The 26,208-nt window shown below is 64.3% G+C and carries 22 protein-coding genes and 1 other RNA gene; 11 read left to right on the forward strand and 12 right to left on the reverse strand.

Going from position 1 to position 26,208, the window contains the following annotated elements:
• Positions 1-17: 17 nt before the first annotated feature.
• The 8 genes from miaB (at position 18) to NMB96_RS19175 (ending at position 7,714) form a co-directional block, all read left to right on the forward strand.
• Positions 18-1,487: a tRNA (N6-isopentenyl adenosine(37)-C2)-methylthiotransferase MiaB gene (miaB, locus tag NMB96_RS19140; RefSeq protein ID WP_023904254.1), complete on the forward strand. Its 1,470-nt coding sequence runs from the start codon at positions 18-20 to the stop codon at positions 1,485-1,487.
• Between the two features lie 411 nt (positions 1,488-1,898).
• Positions 1,899-2,885 carry a PhoH family protein gene (locus NMB96_RS19145; protein WP_043889806.1) on the forward strand — a complete coding sequence of 329 codons (987 nt, stop codon included), beginning with the start codon at positions 1,899-1,901 and terminating at the stop codon, positions 2,883-2,885.
• Positions 2,882-3,436, forward strand: coding sequence for a hypothetical protein (locus tag NMB96_RS19150; protein ID WP_023904256.1), 555 nt, complete (start codon positions 2,882-2,884; stop codon positions 3,434-3,436). The genes NMB96_RS19145 and NMB96_RS19150 overlap by 4 nt, the downstream gene beginning before the upstream one ends.
• Before the next feature lie 27 nt (positions 3,437-3,463).
• Complete coding sequence (ybeY, locus tag NMB96_RS19155) at positions 3,464-3,949, forward strand: rRNA maturation RNase YbeY (protein WP_023904257.1); 486 nt, start codon at positions 3,464-3,466, stop codon at positions 3,947-3,949.
• Positions 3,949-4,467, forward strand: a complete 519-nt coding sequence (locus NMB96_RS19160) for a hypothetical protein (protein WP_023904258.1) — start codon at positions 3,949-3,951, stop codon at positions 4,465-4,467. The genes ybeY and NMB96_RS19160 overlap by 1 nt, the downstream gene beginning before the upstream one ends.
• 96 nt (positions 4,468-4,563) lie before the next feature.
• Positions 4,564-5,442 carry a CorC family transporter gene (locus NMB96_RS19165; RefSeq protein ID WP_104550075.1) on the forward strand — a complete coding sequence of 293 codons (879 nt, stop codon included), beginning with the start codon at positions 4,564-4,566 and terminating at the stop codon, positions 5,440-5,442.
• A complete protein-coding gene (locus NMB96_RS19170) occupies positions 5,439-6,698 on the forward strand; it encodes a lipoprotein N-acyltransferase Lnb domain-containing protein (protein WP_255085424.1) in 1,260 nt (419 codons plus the stop codon). The genes NMB96_RS19165 and NMB96_RS19170 overlap by 4 nt, the downstream gene beginning before the upstream one ends.
• Positions 6,699-6,712: 14 nt before the next feature.
• Positions 6,713-7,714 carry a magnesium and cobalt transport protein CorA gene (locus NMB96_RS19175; protein ID WP_006449555.1) on the forward strand — a complete coding sequence of 334 codons (1,002 nt, stop codon included), beginning with the start codon at positions 6,713-6,715 and terminating at the stop codon, positions 7,712-7,714.
• A 640-nt stretch (positions 7,715-8,354) separates the two neighbouring features.
• On the opposite strand, the gene NMB96_RS19180 is transcribed toward NMB96_RS19175, so the two are convergent.
• Positions 8,355-9,746, reverse strand: coding sequence for an NAD-dependent succinate-semialdehyde dehydrogenase (locus NMB96_RS19180; RefSeq protein ID WP_183086740.1), 1,392 nt, complete (start codon positions 9,744-9,746; stop codon positions 8,355-8,357).
• A 254-nt stretch (positions 9,747-10,000) separates the two neighbouring features.
• On the opposite strand from NMB96_RS19180, the gene NMB96_RS19185 reads away from it, so the two are divergent.
• Entirely contained in the window at positions 10,001-10,417 is a 417-nt protein-coding gene (locus tag NMB96_RS19185) for a hypothetical protein (protein ID WP_023904263.1), read from the forward strand.
• A gap of 145 nt (positions 10,418-10,562) precedes the next feature.
• Here the strand turns inward: NMB96_RS19185 and NMB96_RS19190 are convergent, their stop codons facing one another.
• The 11 genes from NMB96_RS19190 to NMB96_RS19240 form a co-directional block, all read right to left on the reverse strand.
• Positions 10,563-11,411, reverse strand: a complete 849-nt coding sequence (locus tag NMB96_RS19190; RefSeq protein ID WP_023904264.1) for an ABC transporter permease subunit — start codon at positions 11,409-11,411, stop codon at positions 10,563-10,565.
• Entirely contained in the window at positions 11,408-12,319 is a 912-nt protein-coding gene (locus NMB96_RS19195; protein ID WP_023904265.1) for an ABC transporter permease subunit, read from the reverse strand. The genes NMB96_RS19190 and NMB96_RS19195 overlap by 4 nt, the downstream gene beginning before the upstream one ends.
• Positions 12,311-12,386: non-coding RNA, sX9 sRNA (locus NMB96_RS19200), on the reverse strand. Before NMB96_RS19200 ends, NMB96_RS19195 begins: the two co-directional genes overlap by 9 nt.
• A 61-nt stretch (positions 12,387-12,447) precedes the next feature.
• A complete protein-coding gene (locus NMB96_RS19205) occupies positions 12,448-13,566 on the reverse strand; it encodes an ABC transporter ATP-binding protein (RefSeq protein ID WP_183086739.1) in 1,119 nt (372 codons plus the stop codon).
• A 109-nt stretch (positions 13,567-13,675) separates the two neighbouring features.
• Positions 13,676-15,166: an efflux transporter outer membrane subunit gene (locus NMB96_RS19210; protein WP_043889265.1), complete on the reverse strand. Its 1,491-nt coding sequence runs from the start codon at positions 15,164-15,166 to the stop codon at positions 13,676-13,678.
• A gap of 4 nt (positions 15,167-15,170) precedes the next feature.
• The gene (locus tag NMB96_RS19215; protein WP_023904268.1) at positions 15,171-16,757 is read right to left on the reverse strand and encodes an MDR family MFS transporter; all 1,587 of its coding nucleotides are present in this window, start codon (positions 16,755-16,757) and stop codon (positions 15,171-15,173) included.
• On the reverse strand, positions 16,754-17,956 hold the full coding sequence (locus tag NMB96_RS19220; RefSeq protein WP_255085425.1) for an HlyD family secretion protein: 1,203 nt from the start codon (positions 17,954-17,956) through the stop codon (positions 16,754-16,756). Before NMB96_RS19220 ends, NMB96_RS19215 begins: the two co-directional genes overlap by 4 nt.
• Before the next feature lie 198 nt (positions 17,957-18,154).
• Positions 18,155-19,270 carry a polyamine ABC transporter substrate-binding protein gene (locus NMB96_RS19225; RefSeq protein WP_023904271.1) on the reverse strand — a complete coding sequence of 372 codons (1,116 nt, stop codon included), beginning with the start codon at positions 19,268-19,270 and terminating at the stop codon, positions 18,155-18,157.
• A 241-nt stretch (positions 19,271-19,511) separates the two neighbouring features.
• On the reverse strand, positions 19,512-20,879 hold the full coding sequence (locus tag NMB96_RS19230; RefSeq protein ID WP_023904272.1) for an aspartate aminotransferase family protein: 1,368 nt from the start codon (positions 20,877-20,879) through the stop codon (positions 19,512-19,514).
• Positions 20,880-21,110: 231 nt separating this feature from the next.
• Entirely contained in the window at positions 21,111-22,496 is a 1,386-nt protein-coding gene (locus tag NMB96_RS19235; RefSeq protein WP_255085426.1) for a glutamine synthetase family protein, read from the reverse strand.
• A 6-nt stretch (positions 22,497-22,502) separates the two neighbouring features.
• Positions 22,503-23,255: a gamma-glutamyl-gamma-aminobutyrate hydrolase family protein gene (locus NMB96_RS19240; protein ID WP_023904274.1), complete on the reverse strand. Its 753-nt coding sequence runs from the start codon at positions 23,253-23,255 to the stop codon at positions 22,503-22,505.
• 162 nt (positions 23,256-23,417) lie between these two features.
• On the opposite strand from NMB96_RS19240, the gene NMB96_RS19245 reads away from it, so the two are divergent.
• Together NMB96_RS19245 and NMB96_RS19250 are read left to right on the forward strand one after the other, a co-directional pair.
• Positions 23,418-24,797 (forward strand): glutamine synthetase family protein, encoded by a 1,380-nt coding sequence (locus NMB96_RS19245; RefSeq protein ID WP_183086738.1) that lies wholly within the window; start codon positions 23,418-23,420, stop codon positions 24,795-24,797.
• The gene (locus NMB96_RS19250; protein WP_023904277.1) at positions 24,797-26,113 is read left to right on the forward strand and encodes an NAD(P)/FAD-dependent oxidoreductase; all 1,317 of its coding nucleotides are present in this window, start codon (positions 24,797-24,799) and stop codon (positions 26,111-26,113) included. Before NMB96_RS19245 ends, NMB96_RS19250 begins: the two co-directional genes overlap by 1 nt.
• Positions 26,114-26,208: the final 95 nt, after the last annotated feature.

The raw sequence follows: 26,208 nt of genomic DNA on the forward strand, positions 1-26,208 counted from the left end.
CGCCTGGAATAAGCGCCATGCCCGGGACATCCGTTTCCGATCTGTCCGCGGCCACCGCCGTGGACGCACCCGCCCTGTTGCCGCTGCCCGTGGCACGCCCGGCAGCGCCCGCCGTGGTGCGCGGCAAGCTGTACATCAAGACCCACGGGTGCCAGATGAACGAGTACGACTCGGCCAAGATGGCCGACGTACTCGCCGCCTCTGAAGGCCTGGAGCTGACCGACAACCCCGAAGACGCCGACGTGGTGCTGGTCAATACCTGCTCCATCCGCGAGAAGGCGCAGGAAAAGGTGTTCAGCCAACTGGGCCGCTGGCGCCTGCTCAAGGAGAGCAGGCACAAGGCCGGCGGCACGCCTGTGATCATCGGTGTTGGCGGCTGCGTGGCCTCGCAGGAAGGTGAAGCCATCGTCAAGCGCGCGCCGTATGTGGATCTGGTGTTCGGCCCGCAGACGCTGCACCGCCTGCCCGAGCTGATCCGCGCGCGGCGCGAATCGGGCAAGTCGCAGGTGGACATCAGCTTCCCGGAAATCGAAAAGTTCGACCGCCTGCCCGAGCCGCGTGCCGATGGTCCGTCGGCGTTCGTGTCGATCATGGAAGGCTGCTCCAAATACTGCTCGTTCTGCGTGGTGCCCTATACCCGCGGCGAAGAAGTGAGCCGGCCGTTCGAAGACGTGCTGGTGGAAGTGGCGCAACTGGCCGCGCAAGGCGTGCGCGAGATCAATCTGCTCGGCCAGAACGTCAACGCGTATCGCGGTGCGTATGGCGCCGATGCGGGAGACGCCGCGCAGTACGCGGATCTGGGCTTGCTGATTCGCACCATCGCGCAGATCGACGGCATCGGCCGCATCCGTTTCACCACCTCGCATCCCTTGGAATTTTCCGATTCGCTGGTGGATGCGTATCGCGACGTGCCGCAGCTGGCCAACTATCTGCACTTGCCGGTGCAGGCCGGCAGCGACCGGATTCTGTCGGCGATGAAGCGCGGCTACACCTCGCTGGAATTCAAATCCAAGATCCGCAAGTTGCGCGCAGTGCGCCCGGACATTTCGATCAGCTCGGATTTCATCGTCGGCTTTCCCGGCGAAACCGAAGCGGACTTCGAAAAGACCATGAAGTTGATCGAAGACGTGGGCTTCGATCAGAGCTTTTCCTTCATCTATTCGCGTCGCCCTGGAACGCCGGCCTCGGATCTGCAGGACGACACGCCCGACGCCGTCAAACAGGCGCGCCTGGCACGTCTGCAGGCGCAGATCAATGCGCATGCCACCAGTATTTCGCAGTCCATGGTCGGTAGCGTGCAGCGGGTGTTGGTGGAAGGCCCCTCGCGGCGCGATCCCAACGAATTGACCGGCAAGAGCGAGAACATGCGCCCGGTGAATTTCCCCGGCAATGCGCGCTTGATCGGGCAATTCGTGGATGTGCTGATCACCGAGGCGATGAGCAATTCGCTGCGTGGTCGTATCCACCTGGATGAAAGCGCAGGCTGATGCAGCGCAGGCGCCGGATTGCTCGGCGCCATGTTGAAGGCATCGCTTGCAGCACGCACTGGTGGCGAAAAATTCGCCACCCATCCACAACGCCTTGCTAGGCAAGGCCTGGCCACACTTACCCACAGGCTTTACCGAATTCGATCCACATCGGTTGTGGACAAGCGCGCGCACATTGGTGATTTTTTCACCACCACCCTACCAGGCCTTACGCCAGTAAGCGTTACCAATTCTATCCACAGGTTGTGGAGGCGTGACTCCACAGCGCTTGTGGAGAACTCCAACGCACGGGCGGGCACGCGCATGGTCACGCCGCCGTGCCGCCGGGCGTGTTGGTGGGATCACACGCTGCGCGCTACCCTTTTCGTCCCGCCCTACCGACGCCGCATGCATGCGCTGTCCGAGCCGACCATGAACTCATCTGCACACCGCGACTTCACCCTGGAACCCGACGACACCGAGCGCCTGGCCAATCTGGCCGGCCCGTTCGACGCGCACTTGCGCCAGATCGAACTCAAGCTCGGCGTGGAGATTGCCAACCGCGGCAACATCTTTCGTGTCACCGGCCCGGAGCCGGCGATCACCGCCGCGCAGACGCTGCTGATCGCGTTGTACGACGAGGCCGCCTCCACCGTTTTCGACAACCACGCGATCCATCTGCGCCTGAACGATGCCAACGTCGAACACGTGGTCGAGCGTTCCTACGAAGCCCAGGACGTGGCGATCAAGGTCAAGCGCGGCACCGTACGTGGACGCGGCGCCAACCAGGCCAAGTACCTGCATGCGATTGCCACCCACGACATCAACTTCGGCATCGGCCCGGCCGGTACCGGCAAGACCTTCCTGGCGGTCGCCTGCGCTGTGGAAGCCTTGAACGAATCGCGCGTGCAGCGCTTGATCCTGGTGCGCCCGGCGGTGGAAGCCGGCGAAAAACTGGGATTTTTGCCCGGCGATTTGAGCCAGAAGGTGGATCCGTACCTGCGCCCGTTGTACGACGCGCTCTACGAAATGCTGGGCGTGGAAAAAGTGGTCAAGCTGCTGGAACGCAACGTCATCGAGATCGCGCCGCTGGCTTACATGCGCGGCCGCACGCTCAACGATGCCTACGTGATTCTCGACGAAGCGCAGAACACCACCATCGAGCAGATGAAGATGTTCCTGACCCGCCTGGGCTTCGGCTCCACCGCAGTGATCACCGGCGACCTGACCCAGATCGACCTGCCCAAACACGTCAAATCCGGCCTGCGCGACGCGGTGGAAGTGCTGCGCGATGTGGACGGCGCCAGCTTCACCTTTTTCGAAGCACGCGACGTGGTGCGCCACCCGCTGGTGCAGCGTATTGTCACTGCCTATGAACGCCGCGATCAGCAGGACGCTGCCAAGGAACAACCTGAGTGAGTCCGCGCATTGTCAGCCTGGTGATGGCAGGCGCATTCGTCGCCGCGGCATCGCTCGATGCCACCGAAGCGCCGCTGCCACCGGGCATCCCGATAGTGGATCGCGAGGTGACTCCTGCGGCGCAGGTGGCGCCACAATGCATATCGCTGGCTGCCGAGCGCACCAGCATCAGTATTCCCACCGCGTATCTGGAAAGACTGGCGAGCCAGGCGCAAGGCGAAATGCCAGCAGGCAACGAGCCTGCGCGATTTGGTCACTGGCAGCAGGGCCGCAGCGCACGCTGGCTGCTCGATTTACCGGGAACAGTGCGTGATGCTAAGGGCTGTGACAGCTCCCCGATCTCGCACGCCAATCGTATGAGTCAGGCGCTGGTCGGTGGGCTCCTGGAAAGCAGTATCGCTGCGGTCTGGCTGCACAACCAGCCCGGTTTCGTTTCAAGCTTGAATGCGCAGGATTACAATCACGGCTGCAGACGTGGCCCGATCGGCAGTACGCGCTATAGCGTTGCCGATGGGTCGGAGGTGATGCTGCTAATCACCTGCTCCCACTGAATCCCTCTTGCCCAGGAAACTCCCGCCATGACCCGTGGACCTGTCCGTCTCGACGTCGCTGTCAGTTACGCGCTGCCGCGCGCCGGTTTGCCCTCGGCGGTGAGTTTTCGCAAGTGGGTGGCGGCCGCGCTGAAGGGACGCATCCGCGAGGCCGATCTGGCGGTGCGCATTGTCGATGAAAAGGAAGGCTGCTCGCTCAACCATCATTACCGCGGCAAGGATTACGCCACCAATGTGCTGAGCTTCCCGGCCGAGTTGCCCGAAGGCCTGCCCAAGGGCGTCAAGATGCCGCTGCTGGGCGATCTGGTGATCTGCGCGCCGGTGGTGGCACGCGAGGCGGCCGAACAAGGCAAATCGCTGGCCTCGCATTACGCGCATCTGACCGTGCACGGCACCTTGCATCTGCTCGGCTGGGACCACGAAGACGACAAGGAGGCCGATGCGATGGAACAACTCGAACGCGAGATCCTGGCCGATCTAGGTATCGACGACCCGTACGCGGGGGAACTTTGATGCGTGCCGGCGTCGCAGCTGTTTTGCTGTTGCTGACCTCCTCCACCGCCTGGGCCCAGGCCGCGCCGGTGCGGCCCGACCTGTCCGCGTTGATCGAATGCCGCCAACGTATCGGCGACTTCAACGCGTTGGCGCCGGTACTGGCCGACCCGCTCAAAGCGGTCGCGCTGGGCTGGACGCCGCTGGAGCAGGCCAACCTGTTCATGACCGAATACACGCTCAACACGCCGATCAGCGTGTTCGGTCACAGCACTACCCACATCGCGTTTTCCGGCGCCAGCATCATGGCGTTGCTGGACCTGCCCGACCCGCGCCCGCTGGCCAAGCAGTTGAACCTGGAACTGGGTGTGGATAACGCCGACAAGATCATGTACGGCCGCGAGCTGGTCAGCGAAGACACCACCAATCCCAAGACCGGCGAGGCAATGATCGAATCGGTGGTGCTCAGCGTCTCCAACGTGAAATCCCACCCCGGCAAGACCGTGGTCGGCTGCGGTTACAGCCTGGATCTACCCTGACAGCGGGCGCCCCTGCGCCCTGTCCACAGCGCCTTAGCGGCTTCCTGTTAGACTGACCGCTATCGCCTGGTTTGCCGGGTGCCGTCCCACGTCACGATGTCCGAAGACGACAGTAGCCAATCCCAAGAAACACCCGAAAAACGCCGTAGCTGGCTCGAGCGCCTGAGCGCTGCCTTCTCTGGCGAACCCCACACCCGCGACGAACTGGTCGCGCTGCTGCGGACCGCCGAGCAAGACGGTCTCATCGCCGCAGACACCTTACGCATGATGGAAGGCGCGATCTCCGTGTCCGAGCTCACTGTGGGCGACGTGATGATTTCGCGCTCGCAAATGGTCTCGCTCCCCGTAGAAGCGCGCTTTCTCGACTTGATGCAGCAGGTGGTCGAATCCGGCCATTCGCGCTTCCCGGTGCACGGCGAGAACAAGGACGAAGTGCTCGGCATCCTGCTGGCCAAGGATTTGTTGCGCGGCGTGGTCGCCGACAACGGCCCTGGCAACGTGCGCGAGCTGCTGCGCCCGGCGGTGCTGATCCCGGAGTCGAAGAAGCTCAACGTGCTGCTCAAGGAATTCCGCCTGTCGCGCAACCACATGGCGATCGTGGTGGACGAGTACGGCGGCGTCGCCGGGCTGGTCACCATCGAAGACGTGCTGGAGCAGATCGTCGGCCAGATCGACGACGAGCACGACGATGCCGAAGAAGAGAATTCGCTGATCGCGATCCAGGCCGACGGTCGCTACGTGGTCGATGCACTGACGCCGATCGAAGACTTCAACGAACGCTTCGGCGCCGACTTCCCCGATGACGAGTACGACACCGTCGGTGGCCTGGTCACCGATGCGATCGGCCATCTTCCGGAAACCGGTGAAGAGCTGACCCTGGGGCGCTTTGCGTTTCGTGTAGCCAAGGCCGATGCGCGGCGCGTGCATGCCTTCCACGTCACCATATTGCCGCCCGACCCGCAGGACGACGCTTGAACCCCTCGCATGGCATTTCCGCTGCAGCGTTGAGTCGCGGCAGCGTTCGGCGATGGGCTGCGTTCTGCATCCTGGCGTTGTTGGCATTGCTGATCGCGCCGGTGGCAGCCGCTCAGGCGCCCGTCGAAACGACCGGGCCGGCACCGCGCGTTGGCGTGGTCACCATGCAGCCCGGCGAAGTGTTTTTCGAACGCTTCGGCCACGATGCCATCGTGGTGGTCGACCCGGTCACCCAGCAGGCCACCTCGTACAACTTCGGCTTTTTCGACCCGAGCGAGCCGGACTTCGTGCCGCGTTTTACCCGCGGCGAGATGATGTATTACCTGGTGGCGTTGCCGCTGGAGGAAGACCTGTCGCAATACCGTAACGTCGGCCGCGGCGTCAGTATCCAGTGGCTGGATCTGCCGCCGGAACAGGCGCGCGCACTGGCCCACGGGCTGGCCGTGCGCAGCCAGCCCGAGAACGCGCGCTATCACTACGATTATTTCGTGGCCAACTGCGCCACGATGGTTCGCGACACGCTGGACCGTGCAATGGGCGGCGCGCTGAAATCGCAGCTGGCCGGTCGTTCGCGCGGCAACACTTTCCGCAGCGAAGCGGTGCGGCTGGCTTCCCCTGCCCCGTGGATGTGGCTGGGCTTCGACCTGGGCCTGGGGCCGTACGCAGATCGCCCGCTATCGCGCTGGGAAGAAGCCTTCGTGCCGATGCGTCTGGCCGATAGCCTGACCCAGGTGCACAACAGCGCCGGCCGCCCGTTGGTCCAATCCACCCAGGTGTTGCTGCCGCATCGCATTGCACCGGAGCCGGACGAACAGCAACGGCATTGGTGGCCGTGGCTGCTGACGGGTCTGATCGTGGCTGCCGGCGTACTGGCACTCGGTCGCAGGCAGCGCCTGCTAGCCGCGCTTGCGCTGCCGTATTGGCTGCTGTGTGCGATCGGCGGCGGGCTGCTGGTGTATCTATGGGGCTTCACCGCGCATCAATCGGCCTGGGCCAACCGCAACCTGCTGCTGGTCAACCCGCTGTGCGCGCTGCTGCTGATCGGTGGCATCGCAGTGCTGCGCGGGCGCCGGCCCGGACGCTGGTTCGACGTGCTGCGCTGGGTGGTCGCCGCCGCGGCATTGTTGGCCTTGCTGATTCATTGGCTCTCGTTCCAGGCGCAGGACAACCTGCAATGGGTGTTGCTGCTGTTGCCGATCCACGCTGCGCTCGCGATCGCCCTACGGCGACGTGACTTGTCCATCCGCACGCGCTGATCCAGGATGCGCCCATGAACCATCACGGTCGCCATCCGGACAACCCGTCCTGCGTCATCACCTGCGCCTATTACGACGGCGATGCCGAACGCCACGACATCAGCCTGGAGCAGATCAGCGACGTGCTGCAGCGCCCGGATGGCTTCGTTTGGGTCGGTCTGTACGAGCCGCAGGAATCAGTGCTGCACAAGCTGCAGGACGAGTTCGGCCTGCACGATCTGGCCATCGAAGATGCGCTCAAGGCGCACCAACGGCCCAAGGCCGAGAGCTACGGCAATTCGCTGTTCGTGGTGGTCAATACTGCCCAGCTGGTCAACGAGCGCATCCGCTATGGCGAGACGCACGCGTTTCTCGGCACACGCTTCTTGTTGACCGTTCGGCATGGTGCCTCGCTGTCGTATACGCCGGTGCGGCACCGGGTCGAACGCGAACCGGCGATGCTGCGCATGGGCGCCTCGTTCTGCCTGTACGGCGTGCTCGACTTCGTGGTCGACAACTATCTGCCGATCATGGACGAGTTTCGCGACACGCTGGAAGGCCTGGAAAAAGACATCTTTGCCGACAACTACAAGCGCGAAACCGTGGTGCGCCTTTACGAACTCAAGCGCGAACTCAACAAGATGCGGCTGGTGGTGGCGCCGCTGCAGGACGTGCTCTCGCACCTGAAGCGCAACCCGGGCTCACTGATCCACGAAGAAGTCGGCATCTACCTGCGCGACGTGCTCGATCACGCCGTGCGCATCAACGACGCCATCGACACCTTGCGCGAAATGCTGGGCACTGCGCTGAGCGTGAACCTGTCAATGGTGACCCTTGCGCAGGGCGAGACCGTCAAACGCTTAGGCGCATGGGCTGCATTGCTGGCCGCCCCGACACTGATCACCAGTTGGTACGGCATGAATTTCACCCACATGCCCGAACTGGACAAACGCTACGCGTACCCGCTGCTGGTAGCCGGTGTGGTTGGCTCGTGCCTGGTGCTGTATCGCCTGTTCAAGCGCGCGCGGTGGCTGTGAGGCCGCTTTGCGGCCGGGATTCGGGAGTTGGGATTCGGGGTTGGTTAGAGCCGCATCGTTGACCGCTGGTTTTTAGCTGGTGTTTTATGCCTTACGTCTAGCGTCTAGCGTCTAGCGTCTAGCGTGTAATTATTTGCTCTGTCGCTTCTAACGGTTGGCTTCTAACGGTTGGCTTCTAGCGGTTGGCTTCTAGCGGTTGGCTTCCAGCGGTTGGCTGTTGGCTTCCCCTCGCCCTAGAGCGAGCCGAGCACCGCAGCCACTCGTGGCCGAAGAGGCGCCCTGTCTGAGCGCAGCGAGTTTGGGCGCCGTGCCGCGCGTGGCGAGGAGCGCAGGGCACCGGTGCGGCTCCATCGCACCGGATCGCGTCGGGCGACATGGTTTTGGTTACTTTTGCCGAAACAAAAGTGACCCGCGCCGCAAGGCGCGGAAGCTTTGGCTTTGGCCTTGGCTTTGCCTCAAGCCCCTGCTTCCGCATTTGCTTGTTTAAGCAACCATCAACTACGGCGTGTAACCCGTACCCTCATCCGCCCTTCGGGCACCTTCTCCCGACGGGAGAAGGGAAGTGCATCGCTTGTACAAATCCTGATTGTGCGATCCGGGATTGTGCGAATTGCCAATCCCGACTCACCAATCCCAGCAATCAAGCCACATAGATCGTCTTGATATTCATGAACTCATGAATGCCATGCTCGGCCAGCTCGCGCCCGAAACCGGAGCGCTTGATCCCACCGAATGGCAAACGCACATCACTCTTGACCACTGAATTGACGAACGCCGCACCGCATTGCAACTGCTGCGCCACGCGCTCGCCACGTTTGGCATCTGCCGTCCACACGCTGCCGCCCAGTCCGAAGGTGGTGTCGTTGGCCACACGCACCGCTTCTGCTTCGTCGGCCACGCGGATCACCGAGGCGACCGGGCCGAACAACTCTTCCTCGTAAGCCGGCATGCCCGGGGCAACACGGTCGAGAATGGTGGCGGGATAGCCTGCATGCGAGCCAGCCACAGGCTCGCCACCGAGCAGCACCTTTGCGCCCTTCTCCACGCTGGCCTGCACCTGCTTGTGCAACTCGTCGCGCAGGTCGGCGCGTGCCATCGGCGCGAGCGTGGTGGTTTCCTGCTGCGGGTCGCCGAGCACGCGCTTGGACGCGGCAGCGACAAAGCGTTCGATGAACTGATCGGCAATCGCATCCACCACGATGAAGCGCTTGGCGGCGATGCAGGTCTGCCCGCTGTTGTCGAAACGCGACTGCACGGCAGACGTGACGGTGTGCTCCAGATCGGCGTCTTCCAGCACCACGAAGGCATCGCTGCCGCCGAGTTCCATCACGCACTTCTTCAACTGGTCGCCCGCGTTTGCGGCCAGCGACCGGCCCGCACGCTCGCTGCCGGTGAGCGTCACTGCGGCGATGCGATCGTCGCGCAACACATCGGCAGCCTGGTCGTTATCGATGTGCAGCACGTCGAACACGCCGGGCGGAATGCCGGCAGCATCGAGCACTTCCTTCATCGCATCGGCGCAACGCGGCACATTGCTGGCGTGCTTGAGCAACGCGACGTTGCCGGCCATCAGGCCCGGTGCGAGAAAGCGAAACGCCTGCCACAACGGGAAATTCCACGGCATCACCGCAAAGACGCAGCCCAGTGGTTCGTAACGCACGTAGCTGGATTGCGCTTCGGTCGGGATGTCGCGCGGTGCCAGATACTCGGCCGCGTGATCTGCGTAGTACGCGCAACCCTGCGCGCACTTGTCGACCTCGGCCAGCGCTTCATGGCGCAACTTGCCCATCTCGGCAGTCATGATGCGCTGCAGATCCTCGCGCCGCCTGGTCAACTCTTCGCCGACCCTGCGCAGCAATGCGCCGCGCTCGGCCAGCGGCAACGCCGCCCAAGCGGGAAACGCCTTGGCGGCAGCGGCCAGACGCGCCTCGATGGCGGCGGCATCCAGGGTTTGCTGGGTGTGCTCGACCTGGCCATTGGCCGGGTTGACGGTGTCGTAGGACATGACGGTCTCCTGTAGCAAGGCGGCCATGCTAGTCGCCGGGAAGTTGCAGCCGCGTCACAACCATCTGAAATCGGTGCAACGCTGTGTTTGCCGGCACCGCGACGGAATGCCGCAGCGCGATCACATGGCGCTTGCGACCACCAACATGACCGCCCGGAAGCGCCTACCCGAAACAGACTGTCGCCAGTGCCCAACTTTACTTTGCGCAATGGCATGACAGGGCCAGAAATGCTCTAGCATTCCGGCTCTGATCAGAATCGATCACTCACGGAAGAACCTCGATGCGTTTGTTCTTTTGCACTGCGTTGGCGATCGTCGTAAGCGCATCCCTGCCCGGTTGCGCGTTCATCCAGGACGTGATGCGCGGACCACGCCCCAGCGCGAACGGATTCGTGACCGTGACTTGCACCAACAACCTGCCCAACCCTGCCCAGCCATGCGAGGAGGAGGCGCTGCGGGCCTGCTCGGACACCGCCATCCGCCAGTTCGTGACCGCCAGTTCCTTGCCGAACATGGTCACGATCTATCCGAGCAAGCAAAAACGCAAAGACGACAAACGCGACGGCAAAAGCAACCGCGATGATCGGTCCGCCGAGCCCAGAACCGAGCAGCAGGGCTACAAGATCAGCGCCGAGTACCAGTGCTTTTTGACCAAACCACAGCCATGGGATAGCGGCTATACGCCTCCGGCAAAGTAAATGCAGCTAACCAGACGACTGCGCAACATCAAAGCACGAGGCAGGCGCCTGCAAACTGCATGTACTACGCGTGCAATGCAGTGATGAGCGCGTCGTCCGCGCATATCTGACCACTGCCCGCTCGCGCTCCAATACCGGCACGCGCTCAGAGAGCGGATTGCAATGCCAATTGCGCATCGCGCTGGCGGCGCTTTTCGCTGCGTGCCAGCAGCCACCAACCGATCACCGCGGCGATCGACACCGCCAGCACCATCACCGTCGCGAGCGCATTGATCTTGGGGCTGATGCCCAGCCGCACCGAGGCGAATACCTTGATCGGCAGCGTGGTGGAATTGGGCCCGGCCAGAAAACTGGCGATCACCACATCGTCCAGCGATAGCGTAAAGGCGAGCAGCCAGCCCGAGGCCAATGCGGGGGCGATGATCGGCAAGGTGATCAGGAAGAACACCTTCAGCGGTGTCGCACCGAGATCCATCGCCGCTTCTTCCAGCGAGCGATCCAGTTCCTGCAGGCGCGAGGAAATCACCACCGTGACGAACGAGACGGTGAAGGTGACATGCGCCACCCAGATCGCGACCGCCCCGCGCGGTGCGATACCGAGCACCCCGCCCATCGACACCAGCAACAGCAGGATCGACAAGCCGATGATCACTTCCGGCATCACCAAGGGCGCGGTAATCAACGCACCGAACAAGGTTTTGCCGGGAAAGCGCCGCATGCGCACCATTGCCATCGCCGCCATGGTGCCCAGCACTGTCGATGCACACGCGGTCCAGAATGCCACTTCCAGGCTGACCCAGGCCGCGTCCAGCAACTGCCGGTCGCGCAGTAATTCGCCATACCAGCGCGTGGAAAAACCGCCCCACACGGTGGCCAGGCGCGAGGCGTTGAACGAGTACACCATCAGCAACAGGATCGGCAGGTACAGAAAGCCGAAACCCAGCGCGAGCACGCTGCCGCCCAGCACGCGTCCGCTGCGAGAGGCGCGCATCATGTGAGCCGCCCTTCCAGCTCGCGCTGTTGATAACGGTGGAAGATCACGATCGGCACCAGCAACAACAACAACATCACCGTGGCTACTGCAGCGGCCACCGGCCAGTCGCGATTGTTGAAGAACTCGCCCCACAGCACGCGGCCGATCATCAAGGTGTTGGGGCCGCCCAGCATTTCCGGAATGACGAACTCGCCCACTGCCGGAATCATCACCAGCATGCAGCCGGCCACGATGCCGTTGCGCGACAGCGGCAAGGTGATGCGCACAAACGCCTGCCACGGCCGCGCGCCCAGATCGTAGGCCGCCTCAAGCAAACGCTGATCGTGCTTGACCAGATTGGCGTACAGCGGCAACACCATGAAGGGCAGATAGCAGTAGACGATGCCGATGTAGGCGGCGATCGGGGTGTACAGCAGGTGCAACGGCTGCCGGATCACGCCCAGTGCCAGCAGCGCCTGATTGAGCAATCCGTTGCCATCGAGAATGCCGATCCAGGCGTACACGCGGATCAGGAACGAGGTCCACGACGGCAGCACCACCAGCATCATCGCCACGTTGCGCGTGGCCAGCGGCAGACGTGCGATCACGTAGGCCATCGGGTAGCCGATCAGCAGCGCAAGCGCAGTGGAGATCGCTGCGATCTTGATCGAACTCGCATACGCCGCCACGTATTGGCTGTCGCGCAACAATGCCAGATAGTTGCCCAGATGCAGCTTGATGCTCACCGCGCCATCGGCAGCCACGGCGAACAATGGCGTGTACGGCGGCATTGCGGTGGCGTGCTCGGCGAAGGAGATCTTCAGCACGATCAGGAACGGAATCGCAAAGAACAGCAGCAGCCACAGATACGGTGCGGCGATCACGCCCCAGCGTGCGCCCGGCAGTGCATGGCGAAGAGTGGCCAGCAAAACGTAGCGAGCAGTCGCCAGGGGGGCGCGGACGGCGCGCAGGAACCGCAGTGTACGAGTGGTACATGAGGATTCCGAGCACCGGCCGCGCGCCCCTGGCGGCTGCGCAGTAGTTTTGCTGGCCGCTCTCATGCGGTCAGCACCACGCCATCGTCCTCGCCCCAGCCCACCCACACCGCGTCGCCCCAGGTCAGCGCTTCGCTGGCCCAACGCTGGCGGTTGGCGAAGTGGGCCATCAACTTGAAGCCGCTCGGCAGGCGCACGTGATACACCGAATGGCTGCCGAAATAGGCGATGTCTTCGATCACCCCGTGCGCCTTGTTGCAGGTCTGCGCGGGTTCGTTCTTGCCGATGGCGAGTTTTTCGGGACGTAGCGCGAACGCCACCGCCTGTCCTGCGAACCCGGTGATGCCATGCCCGATGTGGATGGGTGCAGCGAATGCCGATGTTTTCAAACTGACGTAATCCGGCTCGTCTTCGACGATGACCGCGTCGATCAGATTGACCGAGCCAATGAATTCGGCAGCGAAGCGGTTGGCCGGTTGTTCGTAGATCTCGTCGGGGGTGCCGACCTGCTGGATCCAGCCCTTGTCCATCAGCGCGATGCGGGTGGCCATGGTCATGGCCTCTTCCTGATCGTGGGTGACCATGACGCAGGTGACGCCGGAGGTTTCGATGATGTTGACCAGTTCCAGCTGCATCTGCGAGCGCAGCTTCTTGTCCAGCGCGCCCATCGGTTCGTCCAGCAACAGCAGCTTGGGCCGCTTGGCCAGCGAGCGCGCCAACGCCACGCGTTGCTGCTGCCCGCCGGATAATTGATGCGGTTTGCGCTTGGCCAAGCTGCCGAGCTGCACCAGCTCCAGCATCTCGCCGACACGTGCGGCGATGGCGGATCTGGACAAGGCTTCCTGCTTCAATCCGAATGCGATGTTCTGCTCAACGCTCATGTGCGGAAACAGCGCATACGACTGGAACATCATGTTGATCGGGCGCTCGTACGGCGGCAACGCGTCGATGGGCTGGCCATCGAGCACGATGCGCCCCTTGGTCGGCCGTTCGAAGCCGGCCAGGCAGCGCAGCAACGTGGACTTGCCGCTGCCCGAGCCGCCCAGCAGCGCAAAGATCTCGCCCTTGCGGATCTGCAGGCTGACATCGTCGACCGCGACGAAGCCGTCGAACTCCTTGCGGACCTCGCTGATGCTCAGATACGCGGTGTCGCCGGTGGAGAGCTGCTGGGTCAGTGCCATGAAACCTCTCGATTGCGAAGGCGCGAGTGCCGCCACAGCGACCACTCACCGCATCATGGCAAAACCCGCACGCGGCTGCAGCGCTTGCGCCCGCCGCATCAGAAATCGATCAGCGCGCCTCCTGCGCCGGCTCGCTCCAACCCAACCCCAGGCTTTTCTGTAAGGCGACGTAGTTCACCAGCAACTGCACCTGCGCCTGCGCGGCGGCGTCCTGCGCGGACAGCTGCTGACGTTGCACGTCGAGCAGGTCGATCGACGAAGTGGCGCCGGCATCGCGCCGTTGCTGCATCAGCCCGGCCGAGCGCGTGGCCGAGGCTTCGGCCTGCCGCGCCACCACCAATTGCTTGCGCGCCGAGCCGAAGCGCGCCAACGCGGAATTGGCATCCTGCAACGCACCCAGCACGGCACCCTCGTATGCGGCCTCGCGGCCGGCATTGCCTGCACGCGCCTGCGCCACCTGGGCCTTGGTGCGGCCGAAATCGAAGATCGACCAGCGCAACATCGGCACAGCCAACGTGGTCAACGCATCGGAATTGAAATCTCCCGGCGAACCGGCCACCCAGCTCAGACCGCCCAGCAGGGTCACCTGCGGGAAATAGCCGTTCAATGCCTCGCCGATCTGCGCGCTGGAGGCGGCCAGCTCGCGCTCGGCCTTGCGCACGTCGGGGCGGCGACGGATCAAGGCACCGGCATCGTCCACACGCACCTGCGTGGGCAACATCGGCAACGGCTGCGCTGTGCTCAATTGCGTATCCAGTGCACCGGGCTCGCGCCCGACCATCAACGCCAGCTGGTCCAATGCCTCCTGCGATTGCATGTCCAGCGGCAGGCGTTGCGCCTGTTGCTGCTGCACTTGCGTGGCGATCTGCTCGACCTGCAGGTCCGAAGCAGCGCCTTGCTCGCGGCGCTGCTGGGTCAGCCGCAACGTCTGCCCGATCTTGTCGAGGTTGGCGTCGGCAATGGCCAGACGCGCCTGCAGCCCGCGGTAGTTGAGATAGACCTGCCCGACTTCGGCAGCCAGTTGCACCTGCGCATCGGCCAGCTCGGCCTCGGAGGCCTGCGCCTGTGCCAGCGCACCTTCGGCGGCGCGGCGGCGGCGGCCGAACAGATCCAGCTCCCAGCTGGCATCGAACCCGACGCTGTAGATCTGGGTCTTGTCCAGGCTCGCCTCTTCGCTGCCTGCGGCCGGCGGCTGGCTGTTCTGGCCATTCTGCAAGTTGCCGAGCGTATCGACGATGGTCTGCGGCGGCTCGGCATACGCGTACAACGCGCTGGCATTGAGCTTGGGCAGACGCTCGGCGCGACGCTGCCGTGCCAGTGCGCGGTTAGCCAACAACCGCGCCTGCGCGGCACGCAGATTGGGGCTGTCGGCCAACGCCTGGGTGACCAGTTGGGTGAGCATCGGATCGTGCAGCTCCTCCCACCAGTGATTCAACGGCGCAGCGGCGACCACCTCGGCGCCACTGGCGCGATGCAATGCCGGCGCCTGTATGGCCGCATCGGCCACGACCGGCGCCTTGGTGTAGTTGGGGCCGAGCATGCAGCCGCCGAGCAGCACCGCGCTCAGCGCGGCTGCCAGCGGCATGCGGATCAGGCGCATGGAATCAGTGCATTGCAAGGTGCGCCCCCTTGGGTAACGGCTTGAGCAAAAAGGCCAGCGGAATCGTGCAGACCACGATCACGCCGAAGATCCAGAACAGATCGCTATAGGTCATCACCAGCGCCTGCTGCTGCACCAGGCGCGCCAGCTGCGCGATCGAGCGGATCGCGCCCTCCGCACCGGCGCTGCCCTGCATCTGCGCGCCCAGACCGGCCAGGAACTCCTGCGCGCGCGAGGCGTTGGCGGTAATCGCGCTGCCGATGGTTTCGGTATGGAAGGTCATGCGGCGCTCCTGAAACGTGGAGATCAGCGCCAGGCCCACCGAGCCGCCCAGGTTGCGGCCGGCGTTGAACAAGCCCGATGCGTCGCCGGCCAGCTCGGGCGGCACCGACGAAATCGCGGCCTGATTCAACGACATCATCGCCAGCGCCAACCCGCAGCCCTGCAGCAACTGGCCGGCGACAAAATGCATGCCCACGGTGTCGGCAGTCAGCGACAGATTGACGAAACAGGCCGCGGCAAAACAGATCAGCCCGGCGATCACCAGAATGCGCACATCCACCACTTCCAGCAGCTTGGGCATCATCGGCATCAGCAGCACGGTCGGCAGACCGGACAGCAGCAGCACATAGCCTGCCTGCTCGGTGTTGTAGCCGGAGATCACCGCCAGAAACTGCGGAATCATGTACATGACCCCGAACAGGATCATGCCCACCGCCATGATCATGACGAACACCGCGCCGAAGCTGCGATGCAGCAACAACGACAAGTGGATCACCGGCGGACGGCGACGGAACTGGGTGATCACCAAGGCGATGAATCCGCTCAGGGAGATCAGGCTCAGCATGTTGATCTCGCTGGATTCGAACCAGCGCTCGCGCTGGCCTTCTTCCAGCACCACGGTGAGCCCACCCAGGCCGGCGGTGAGGCCATAGATGCCCAACCAGTCGGCATCGAGCAGGCCGGCCCAATCGCCTTTTTCATGCTTCAACCCGAGCAGCAACAAGGCCACCAGGCCGACGCAGATCGGCACGTTGATGAAGAACGCGTAATGCCAGCTGACGTTTTCGGTGAGCCAGCCGCCCAATAGCGGGCCGATCACCGGGCCCATGATCACGGTCATGCCGAACAAGGCGGTGCCCATGGTCTGCTGGCTGGGCGGCAGGCGGGTGGCGACGATGGTCAGCGCGGTGGGAATCAACGCGCCGCCAGCCAGGCCCTGCCCGACGCGGCCGATGATCATCATCGTCAACGAGGTCGACAAGCCGCACACCACCGAAAACGCGGTGAACATCACCGCGCAGATCAGCAGGAAGTTGCGCAGGCCCAGCGTGCGCACGAACCAGCCTGTGAGCGGGATCATGATGATCTCGGCCACCAGATACGCAGTGGAAATCCAGGTGCCTTCGGTACCGCTGGCGCCGACCTCGCCCTGGATGGTGGGCAGCGCCGCGTTGACGATGGAGATATCCAGCGTCGCCATGAACGAGCCGATGGTGCCGGCCAGTACCGCCAGCCAGGCGCCCGGTTCGGCCTTCTCGCGTTGGGCGCTGCCGCCGGCACGCGGGCCGGTGGCTGCGGCTGCACTCATCGCGCGCGCTCCTGCGCCTGCACGCGATCGGATTCCTCCTCGGCCCGTTGCTTGGCGTCCTTGGCCGAGCGCGTATCCACCGTCACTTCGACCGACATGCCCGGCACCAGCACCTTGCGCGCCTCGTCACCGGCCAGCACGCGGATCCGCACCGGAATGCGCTGGACGACTTTGGTGAAGTTGCCGGTGGCGTTCTCCGGCGGCAGCAATGCGAATTGCGAACCGGTGCCCGGCGACAGACTTTCGATCTTGCCGTGCAGCTTCACGCCCGACAGCGCATCGACCTCGATCTCGGCCGGCTGGCCCGGACGCATCAGGCCGACCTGGGTTTCCTTGAAATTGGCGACCAGGTACAGCGATTGCTGCGGCACGATGGTCATGGTGCGGGTACCGGCGCCCAGGAACTGGCCCACCTGCACGGTCTTGTCGCCGACCCGGCCACGGATGCGGCTGGTGAGGAGGGTGTCTTCCACCGCCACGCGGGCCTGGTCGGCATCGGCGGTGGCCTGCTTCACGCCGGCCTGCGCCTGTTCCAGCTGTGCGTTGCTGGCCAGGATCTGGCTCTGCGCGCCCTTGGCCTGGGCCTGCGCCGCGTCGTACTGGGCACGTGCGCGGGCCAGTTCGTGCTGCAGGCTTTCCTGATGTTCGTGGGTGTCTGCACCCGAGGCGGCCAACGGGGCGAAGCGCTTCACTTCGGCCTGGGCGAATTTCAGGCTTGCCGCCGCCGAGGTCACCTGGCTACGCGCCTGCACCAGCGACGACTCCTGCCCGGACACATTGGCGGTTGCCGCAGCGATATCGGCCTGGCGCGCGGCGATTGCGGCTTCGGCCTGCTGCAGGGTCGCCTGATAGGTGCGGTCGTCGATCTGCAGCAGCGGCTGGCCGGCCTCCACGATCTGGTTGTCGCCCACCATCACCTTGGTCACATAGCCGCTGACGCGCGGCGCAACCGCCACCGAATCGGCCTGCAGATAGGCGTTATTGGTGCTCTGCATGTAGCGGCCCTTGATCAGGTAGTAGGCCAGCCACAGCGCCAGCAACACCACCACCAGCAGGCCGACCACGATCAGCGTCCACTTCACCTTGGGGTTCTTCAACGGCGAGGGCTTGGGCGGCTCCTGCTGATTGTGTGCAGCGTTGCCTTGGGCATCCTGGGCCGAAGCCTGGCCGTCGTTGGACTGGTGATCGTGGTTGCTCAAAGTCAGGCGTCCTGTGTCGTGGGCGAGGCGCGCGCAACGACGTGCCGCAGCAGCGGTTCCGGCGAAGGCGGCGCAACCATACAATTATTTGAACCGCCCGGTACAGATTGCGTGACGAGCCTGGTCAGCTGCCGCTTGGACTGATTGGTTCTTTATGAAGACCTGGCTACGCGGCCGCGCCTTCAACCCGCCGCCGCCTCAACGACCGGTCTTGATCTCGGTCCACAGCCGTGTGTACAGCCGGTCCACTTCCGGCGGATTGATCGCATAGGTGAACATCTTGGCGGTCACCTCCGGCGGCGGGTAGATGGTGGAGTCGTTGCGGATCGCCGCATCCACCAGCGGGGTGGCGGTGCGCACCGGATTGGCGTAGTGGATGAAGTTGCTGTTGGCTGCGGCCACCTCCGGCTTCAACAGATAATTGATGAAGGCGTAAGCGTTGTCGGGGTGCTTGGCGTCCTTGGGAATGGCCAGCATGTCGAACCACTGCGGCGCGCCTTCCTTCGGGATCGAATAGGCCACCTTGACGGTGTTGCCGGCCTCCACTGCGCGGTCGCGCGCCTGGATGATGTCGCCCGACCAGCCAACTGCAAGACAGGTATTGCCGTTGGCCAGCGAAGTCACGTACTGGCTGGAGTGGAAGTTCTGCACATACGGGCGAATCGTCTTGATCAACGCGGCGGCTTTTTCGATCTCCGCCGGCACCGTGCTGTGCGGATCCAGACCCAGATAATTGAGCGCGATCGGAATCATGTCCGAGGGCGTGTCGAGAATGGTGACGCCGCAGTCCTTCAACTTCGACAGATTTTCCGGCTTGAATACCAGATCCCAGCTGTTGGCGACCTCGGTGCTGCCGAAGATGGCCTTGAGCTTGTCCACGTTGTAGCCGATGCCGGTGGTGCCGATCATGTACGGCACGCCAAAGGCATTGCCCGGATCCTGCGCGGCGATGCGGCGCATGATGTCCGGATCCAGATTGACCAGGTTGGGGATCTTGCTCTTGTCCAGCGGCAGGAACACCCCGGCCTGGATCTGCCGGCCGAAGAAGCTCAGCGTGGGCACCACCACGTCGTAATCGCTGCCGCCGGCGAGCAGTTTGGCTTCCACCATCTCGTCGCTGTCGAACACGTCGTAGGTGACCTTGATGCCGCTGCTCTTTTCGAACGCGGGAATGGTGTCTTCGGCGATGTAGTCCGAGTAGTTGTAGACGTTGAGCACCTTGGCCCGTGCGTCGGCATTACCTGGCGCAGTGCCGCCACCGCAGGCGGCCAACAAGGTGGTGGACAGCGTCAGGGCGAGCAGTCGCAACGTCATGTGGATCTCCAAAGCAGTGCGGTCATGGCGGGGCCGGCGGTGTGGCCGGTGAGCGTTCCAGCCTACGCATCGGGTTTCTGTTTGCCCAGCTTATTTCCCTGGCCTGTAGCAGCTATCAAAACGGCTGTGTTCAGCACCTGGCGGGCGCGGCCGTTGTGCGGGGCGGCTTGTCGCATTCGACCATTGCAGGTTCTACACGTTGTGCGCACCCGTCAGACGCGGCGCACTGCGTTGTGGCAACTCATCTGCCCAGCGCCTGCGCGGTGTCTTCCAGCGCCGCCCACGCCTTGTCGAACAGCTCATCGACCTGCTCGCAGGTGATGATCAACGGCGGCGACAGCAGCATGGCGTCGTAAGTCGCGCGCAGGATCAGCCCGCGCCGCAGCGCGAAGTCGCGGCACAGCGCCCCTACCCGGCCGCGCTCGGGAAAATACGTGCCGCGTTGGCGCTTGTCCGGCACCAGTTCCAGTGCGCCGACCAGCCCGGCGATGCGTGCCTCGCCCACCAGGCGATGTTCGCCCAGCTCGGCCCAGCGCTGTGCCAGATACGGCGCAATCCGGGTGCGTGCGGTCTCCACAATGCCCTCGTCCTGCAACAGGCGCACATTCTCCAACGCCACCGCCGCACACACCGGATGCCCGGAATAGGTGCCGCCATGCGCCAGCTCGCCGCCGTGCGTCTTGAGCACACCGGCCACGCGATCGTTGAACATCGCTGCCGCCAACGGGATATAGCCGGAGGTGATGCCCTTGGCGAGCGTCATCACATCGGGCTGGAAGCCGAAGTAATCCGCACCGAACCAGGCACCGGTGCGGCCGAAGCCGCAGATCACTTCGTCGGCGACCAGCAGCACATCGTAGCGCCGGCAGATGCACTCGATTTCCGGCCAGTAACTGCGCGGCGGGATGTAGACCCCGATCGCGCCCATGATCGGCTCGCCGATGAAGGCCGCCACGTGCTCGGGGCCGAGCTGCAGAATCTTTTCTTCCAAGCGGCGCGCTGCCAGCAACCCGTATTCTTCTGGATCGAGCTCGCCGCCATCGCCAAAGTGATACGGCGGCGCGATGTGATGAATATCCGGAATCGGCAAGCCGCCTTGCTTGTGCATGCCTTTCATGCCACCCAGGCTGGCACCGGCCATGGTGGTGCCGTGATAGCCGTCGTGGCGGCCGATAAAGATGCGTTTTTCCGGCTGCCCCTGCACCGCCCAGAAGTGCCGCACCAGCCGCAGGATGGTGTCGTTGGCCTCCGAGCCGGAGTTGGCGAAGAACGCATGGTTCAAATCGCCCGGCGTCAGCTCCGCCAGCTTGGCGGCGAGATGGATGGTGGGCTCGGTGGTGCACTGAAAGAAGCTGTTGTAGTACGCCAACTGCTCCATCTGCCGCGCCGCTGCCTGTGCCAGCTCCTTGCGCCCGTAGCCGACATTCACGCACCACAAGCCGCCGAATGCATCCAGCAACTTGTTGCCGTCCGCATCCCAAACATACACGCCCTGCCCGCGCGTCAGGATGCGCGTGCCCTTGTCGGCCAATGCCGCGTTGTCGTTGAACGGGTGCAGGTGATGGGCGGCATCGAGTTGCTGCAAGGTCTTCAGTGCTTGCGGATCCATGGGCACTCCGGCTGCGGGGTACGTGCAGTCTACGGTCGATCGGCAGGGCACAAAATGCTTTCAGTGGCGCGCACCGAACAGGGCGTGAAAACGCGCGGTCGGGGCGGTGCGCAATGTCCAACGTGCGAGGCGTCAGGCATCCTTATACGCCGTACCCTCATCCGCCCTTCGGGCACCTTCTCCCGATGGGAGAAGGGAATCGTGCGCGCCACACCGGGCGACTCGAACGCCTCAGACATTCAACAGCAAGAACTCCCGTTCCCACGAACTGATGACACGAAAGAACGTCTCGTATTCCTTCCGCTTCACCGAGATATAGGCACGCACAAAGCGCCGCCCCAGCATCTCCTGCAATGCATCGCAACCCTCCAATCCGTCTAGAGCTTCACCCAGCGAGCGCGGCAGATCGTATCCCTGCTCCTTGCCGTTGCTGCTGATCGGCGCGGTCGGTTCCAGCTTTTCGCGGATGCCCAATAACCCGCACGCCAAGGTCGCTGCCATCGCCAGATACGGATTGGCATCGGAGCCGGCAAAGCGGCTTTCCACACGCATGTTGTGCGGGGTGTCGATCGGTACGCGCAACCCGCAGGTGCGATTGTCGAACCCCCACAGCACATTGCTCGGCGACACCTCGCCGAACATCAGCCGCCGGTACGAATTGACGTTGGGCGCCAGCAACCCCATCGCCATCGGAATGTATTTCTGCAGGCCACCGAGATAATGCGCAAAGGTGTCGCTGAAGCCGCCTTCGCGCTTGCCGCTGAACACATTCTTGCCAGTGCCGGTATGCAACAGGCTCTGGTGGATATGCATCGCACTGCCCGGCTCGGTTTCCATGGGTTTGGCCAGAAACGTGGCGTACACGCCATGCCGCAACGCGGCCTCGCGCATGGTGCGCTTGAACATGAAGACCTGATCGGCGCGCGACAGCGCATCGGCATGGGTGAAGTTGACCTCCAGCTGCGCCGCGCCGGATTCGTGGATCAAGGTATCCACGTCCAGTTCCATCGCATCGCAGTAGTCGTACATCAGATCCAGGATCGGGTCGAACTCGTTGACCGCATCGATCGAATACGACTGCCGCGCGGTTTCCGGGCGGCCGGAGCGCCCCGCCGGCGGCAGCAACGGGAAATCCGGGTCGGTGTTCTTCTGCACCAGAAAGAATTCAAGCTCCGGCGCCACCATTGGTTGCAGCTTCACCTCGGCATAGGCGTCCAGCACGCGACGCAGCACGTTGCGTGGCGCCAGTTCGTGCGGCTGCCCATCTTTGGTGTAGCAATCGTGTATGACCTGCGCGGTGGGGTCGGCGGCCCACGGCACCATGCGCACGGTGGAGGCGTCCGGGCGCAGATGCATGTCCGAATCCGATGGCGAGGTCAGCTCGTAATAATCGTCGGGGAAGTCGCCGGTGACGGTGGTGGCGAAGATGCCTTCCGGCAGGCGGGTGCCGTAGTCGTGCGAGAACTTGTCGGCTGGGATGATCTTGCCGCGCGCGTTGCCGGTGATGTCCGGCACCAGGCACTCCACCTCGGTGATGTTGCGCTCCTTGAGCCAGCGGCGCAGCGCGCTCTCCGGCTGCTTGGGCGTGGATTTGCGCGAACGTGTGCGGATGGACATGCAACCTCACTGACCGCGTTGAGCGGCGTATTGACGACAGGCCTCGCCGAAGGCCTGAAAGATGGCACGGTAGAACGGATGCTGTGTGACACGCCACTCCGGATGCCATTGCACCGCGAGCAAAAAGCCCGGCCCGGCGCCGCGAAAGGCTTCGATCAGGCCATCCGGTGCAGTGGCTTCGACCACCAGCCCATCGGCGAGCTTCGCAATACCCTGCCCGTGCAACGAATTCACCAACACCTGCGCGGTCTCGCTCATGCCAGCCAACCAGCCGCCGGGCTGCAGCTGCACCAGATGCGCAGGGCCGTACTGCGTGTCTAGCGGTGCGCTGCGGTCTTCGCGATGATCGGCCAGGCCGGGCACCTCATGCACGCGTTGATGCAAGCGCCCGCCCAGCGCCACGTTGACCTCCTGCAGGCCGCGGCAGATCGCCAGCACCGGCAGGCCACGTGCAAGCGCCTGCGGGATCAGGCCAAGGCTGGTGGCATCGCGTGCGGGATCATGCAGGTTGCCTTCCCAACTGGGCTCGTCGCTGTAGTGATGCGGCTCGACATTGCTCACCGCACCAGTGAGCAACAGGCCATCCAACCGATCCAGCCACACGTCTGCATCCAGCGTGGGCTGCAGGCTCGGCAGCAACACCGGCATCGCGCCCGCCGCCTCCACCACCGCGCGAATGTATTTTTCGCCAGCGGCCAGAAACGGATGCGGCCCTTGGATGCGATCGGTCGGCAACCCGACCAGTGGAACGACAGCCATGCAGACATCCCGGTGTAGAGCGTTGAACGTCAGGTGCAATGCACTTGCGATGCAGCCGAACTTACCGCGCCGCCGCACGCATTGCCAAGCGCAACGCGACTGCGGTTGCGACTGCTCACGCAGGCTTTGCTAGGCTGGGCGGCGACTTCGCAGGTGGTGCCCATGGCTTCCGAAAACTTCGCCGCGTCCTTGCCTGCTGCCGATGCCGCCACGCTGGCTCGCATCGATGGCTGCGAATCCGTCGACCTGCTGCTGCCCGACACCAACGGCGTACTGCGTGGCAAACGTGTGACAGGCGAAGCACTGAGCAAGATCTATCGCGATGGCGTGTGCCTGCCGATGTCGCTGATCGCCACCGACATCACCGGCAATACCGTGGAAGAGACCGGGCTGGGCTACGCCATCGGCGATGCCGACCGCATCTGCCGGCCGATCGCAGGCTCGCTGCGCCCGGTGCCGTGGGCACCGCAGCCGATGGCGCAGCTGCTGCTGGCGATGCACAACCCCGATGGCAGCGTGTTCGAGGTCGCACCACGCGCGGTGCTGCAGCGTGTGTTGCGTGGCTTTGCCGCGCTCGGCCTGACCCCGGTGATCGCGGTGGAACTGGAGTTCTATCTGTTCGACGCGGTGGCCGATGCGCAGGGGCGTCCGCAGACCCCGCGCGACCCGGTCACCGGCGTGCGCAGCGACAGCACCCAGGTCTATTCGCTGCAGGACCTGGACGACCAGCGCGACTTCACCGATGCGGTGACCACCGCCTGCCGGCAACAAGGCATCCCCGCCGATACGGCGGTGGCCGAATACGCGCCCGGGCAGTTCGAAATCAACCTGCAGCATCGCGCCGACGCGGTGGCCGCCTGCGACGAGGCACTGCTGCTCAAGCGCACCATCAAGGCGATCGCGCAGCAGCAGGGCAAGCTCGCCAGCTTCATGGCCAAGCCCTTCCCCGGCCAGGCCGGCAGCGGGCTGCATCTGCACGTGAGCGTGCTCGATGCCGACGGTCGCAACGTGTTTGCCAGTCATGCCGATGCGCCGGCAGACAGTCTGCGCCACGCCATCGCCGGGCTGCAGCGGCATGCGGATGCCTCGCTGCTGGTGTTCGCACCGCACGCCAATAGTTATCGACGCTTCGTCAGCAATGCCTTCGTGCCCTTGGATGCGAGCTGGGGCTTCAACAATCGCACCGTGGCGCTGCGCATCCCGCATAGCGATGCACGCAATACCCGGATCGAACACCGCATCGCCGGCGCGGACGCCAACCCGTATCTGGCCGCCGCCGCGGTGCTCGCCGCCATGCTGGATGGCCTGCAGCACCCCTGCGAGCCGACTGCGCCAGTCACCGGCAATGCCTATGCGCAAGCGGTGTTCCAGCCGCGCACCTGGCAAGGCGCAGTCGATGCATTTGGCGCCAGCCCTTTCATCGGCGAGCAGTTGGGCAGCCAGTTCCAGCATGTGTTCGGCCAGCAGAAACAACGCGAATTGCTCGACTACCAGGCGCTGGTGCCGGATCTGGATTACGCCCGGTATCTGCGGACCGTTTGATGAGCCGCACGGCCACATCACTGCCAGACACCGACACGCCGGGCAACGGCTATCCCGACAGTTGGTACGCGCGCAGCACGCCCGCCTTGCCGGAGCAGCCGCGCCTGCAAGGCGTTGAACGCGCCGATGTCTGCATTCTCGGCGCCGGCTACACCGGCCTCACTGCGGCCCTGGCCCTGGCCGAGGCCGGCTACAAGGTCATCGTGCTGGAAGCCAGGCGCATCGGCTGGGGCGCGTCCGGGCGCAACGGCGGCCAGGCCATCGTGGGCTACGGCTGCGAGCAGGAAACGCTGGAAGCACTGGTCGGCAATGCCGATGCGCGGCTGTTGTTCGACTTCTCACGCGACGGCATGCGCCTGCTGCGCGCGCGCATCGAGCGTCATGCCATCGCCTGCGACTGGCGCGACGGTCACGCCCACGTGCCGCTGAAACCGCGCCAGGTGCAGGCCTTGCAGCACGGCATCGTGCGCATGGCCGAGCGCTACGACTACCCACTGGAATGGTGGGACCGCACCCGCACCCGGCAGGTACTGGACAGCCCGCTGTATCTGGGCGCGATGTTCGACCCGGCCAGCGGCCATCTGCATCCGCTGGCCTACGCGCTCGGGCTGGCGCGTGCGGCGCTGGAGGCCGGCGTGCGCATCTACGAAGGCTCGGCGGTGACCCGGCTGCAACACGGCGACCGCGTGCTGATGCACACCGCCCAGGGCAGCGTCAGCGCCGACTTCGGCGTGATTGCAGGAAACGCCTTGCTGCACGGCATTTCCGCATCGTTGGAGCGCCACATCATGCCGGTAGGCACCTATGTCGGCGCGACGCCGCCGCTGGGCGAAGCGCGCGCACGCGCCTTGATCGCCAACGACATGGCCGTGGCCGATACCAATTGGGCGCTGGACTATTACCGGCTCAGCGCCGACCACCGGCTGCTGTTCGGCGGCCGCGCCAGTTATTCCTCGCGCCCGCCGCCCGGCTTGAACCGTTTGATGACGCAGCGCATGCACACGGTGTTCCCGCAGTTGCGCGATGTGCCGCTGGAAACGCTGTGGGGCGGCTACGTGGACATCTCGCGCAACCGCGCCCCGCACTGGGGCCGGCTGGCGGCCAATGTGTATTTCGCGCAGGGTTTCTCCGGCCATGGCGTGGCAGCCACCGGCCTTGCCGGTCATGTCATCGCCGAGGCCATCACCGGTCAAAGCCAGCGTCTGGACGTGTTCGAGCGCATCCCGCATCTGCCCTTCCCTGGCGGACGGCGGCTGCGCACCCCGCTACTGGTGGCGGCGATGAGCTGGTACCGGCTACGCGATGCGCTGTGGTGATCTGCGCCCAAGAGCGGCTGACCAAACTACTTCACGTTGTTCGATTGCAGAGCTGCTGAGCTGCGACTTGGCTGCAGGGCCCTTGCCCGCCCACC

Source organism: Xanthomonas hortorum (assembly GCF_024339125.1).
In the GTDB taxonomy this organism is placed as follows: domain Bacteria; phylum Pseudomonadota; class Gammaproteobacteria; order Xanthomonadales; family Xanthomonadaceae; genus Xanthomonas; species Xanthomonas hortorum.

Coding starts and splice junctions, on each gene's coding strand:
- miaB (WP_023904254.1), top strand. CDS start 18: ATGCCCGGGACATCCGTTTCCGATCTGTCCGCGGCCACCGCCGTGGAC.
- NMB96_RS19145 (WP_043889806.1), top strand. CDS start 1,899: ATGAACTCATCTGCACACCGCGACTTCACCCTGGAACCCGACGACACC.
- ybeY (WP_023904257.1), top strand. CDS start 3,464: ATGACCCGTGGACCTGTCCGTCTCGACGTCGCTGTCAGTTACGCGCTG.
- NMB96_RS19160 (WP_023904258.1), top strand. CDS start 3,949: ATGCGTGCCGGCGTCGCAGCTGTTTTGCTGTTGCTGACCTCCTCCACC.
- NMB96_RS19165 (WP_104550075.1), top strand. CDS start 4,564: ATGTCCGAAGACGACAGTAGCCAATCCCAAGAAACACCCGAAAAACGC.
- NMB96_RS19175 (WP_006449555.1), top strand. CDS start 6,713: ATGAACCATCACGGTCGCCATCCGGACAACCCGTCCTGCGTCATCACC.
- NMB96_RS19180 (WP_183086740.1), bottom strand. CDS start 9,746: ATGGCCGCCTTGCTACAGGAGACCGTCATGTCCTACGACACCGTCAAC.
- NMB96_RS19185 (WP_023904263.1), top strand. CDS start 10,001: ATGCGTTTGTTCTTTTGCACTGCGTTGGCGATCGTCGTAAGCGCATCC.
- NMB96_RS19190 (WP_023904264.1), bottom strand. CDS start 11,411: ATGATGCGCGCCTCTCGCAGCGGACGCGTGCTGGGCGGCAGCGTGCTC.
- NMB96_RS19205 (WP_183086739.1), bottom strand. CDS start 13,566: ATGGCACTGACCCAGCAGCTCTCCACCGGCGACACCGCGTATCTGAGC.
- NMB96_RS19210 (WP_043889265.1), bottom strand. CDS start 15,166: ATGCGCCTGATCCGCATGCCGCTGGCAGCCGCGCTGAGCGCGGTGCTG.
- NMB96_RS19215 (WP_023904268.1), bottom strand. CDS start 16,757: ATGAGTGCAGCCGCAGCCACCGGCCCGCGTGCCGGCGGCAGCGCCCAA.
- NMB96_RS19225 (WP_023904271.1), bottom strand. CDS start 19,270: ATGACGTTGCGACTGCTCGCCCTGACGCTGTCCACCACCTTGTTGGCC.
- NMB96_RS19230 (WP_023904272.1), bottom strand. CDS start 20,879: ATGGATCCGCAAGCACTGAAGACCTTGCAGCAACTCGATGCCGCCCAT.
- NMB96_RS19235 (WP_255085426.1), bottom strand. CDS start 22,496: ATGTCCATCCGCACACGTTCGCGCAAATCCACGCCCAAGCAGCCGGAG.
- NMB96_RS19240 (WP_023904274.1), bottom strand. CDS start 23,255: ATGGCTGTCGTTCCACTGGTCGGGTTGCCGACCGATCGCATCCAAGGG.
- NMB96_RS19245 (WP_183086738.1), top strand. CDS start 23,418: ATGGCTTCCGAAAACTTCGCCGCGTCCTTGCCTGCTGCCGATGCCGCC.
- NMB96_RS19250 (WP_023904277.1), top strand. CDS start 24,797: ATGAGCCGCACGGCCACATCACTGCCAGACACCGACACGCCGGGCAAC.